Origin of the sequence: Xenorhabdus sp. TS4 (genome assembly GCF_014467265.1) — a bacterium.
Taxonomy (GTDB): domain Bacteria; phylum Pseudomonadota; class Gammaproteobacteria; order Enterobacterales; family Enterobacteriaceae; genus Xenorhabdus; species Xenorhabdus ehlersii.
The window spans coordinates 1-422 of the sequence record NZ_NKHQ01000038.1; the positions used below are offsets into that span (position 1 = coordinate 1).

A 422-nucleotide genomic window follows, 5' to 3' on the forward strand; every position below is an offset into this window, starting at 1 on the left:
CGAGTGGGTCGTCATGATCATTTCTTTGAGCTGGGCGGGCATTCCCTGCTTGCTGTCCAGCTTGTCGCCCGTATTCGTCAGGTATTGGCGCGGGAATTATCGTTACAAACCCTGTTTACTCAGCCGATCCTGATGGGGCTGGCCCAGACGCTGACAGGAGCGGCCACTATCACGCAAACAGTCATCCCCCTTGCGGATCGCAGCCAGCCCTTGCCTTTGTCCTTTGCTCAACAACGATTATGGTTCCTCGGTCAGCTCGATCCGGCGGCGAGTCAGGCCTATCATATTCCTGTCGCATTACGCCTGACTGGTCAACTTAATCACCATGCCCTGATAATGGCACTTGATCGTCTGGTGGCTCGACATGAAAGTCTGCGGACACGTTTTGTGCTGGTTGAAGGCCAACCCAGCCAGCAAATCGA

General features: G+C 55.0%; 1 protein-coding gene. It reads left to right on the forward strand.

The window, feature by feature from the left end; all coding sequences use genetic code 11:
* A partial coding sequence (locus tag Xets_RS12710; RefSeq protein WP_187651790.1) for a condensation domain-containing protein occupies positions 1-422 on the forward strand: 422 nt, incomplete at both ends.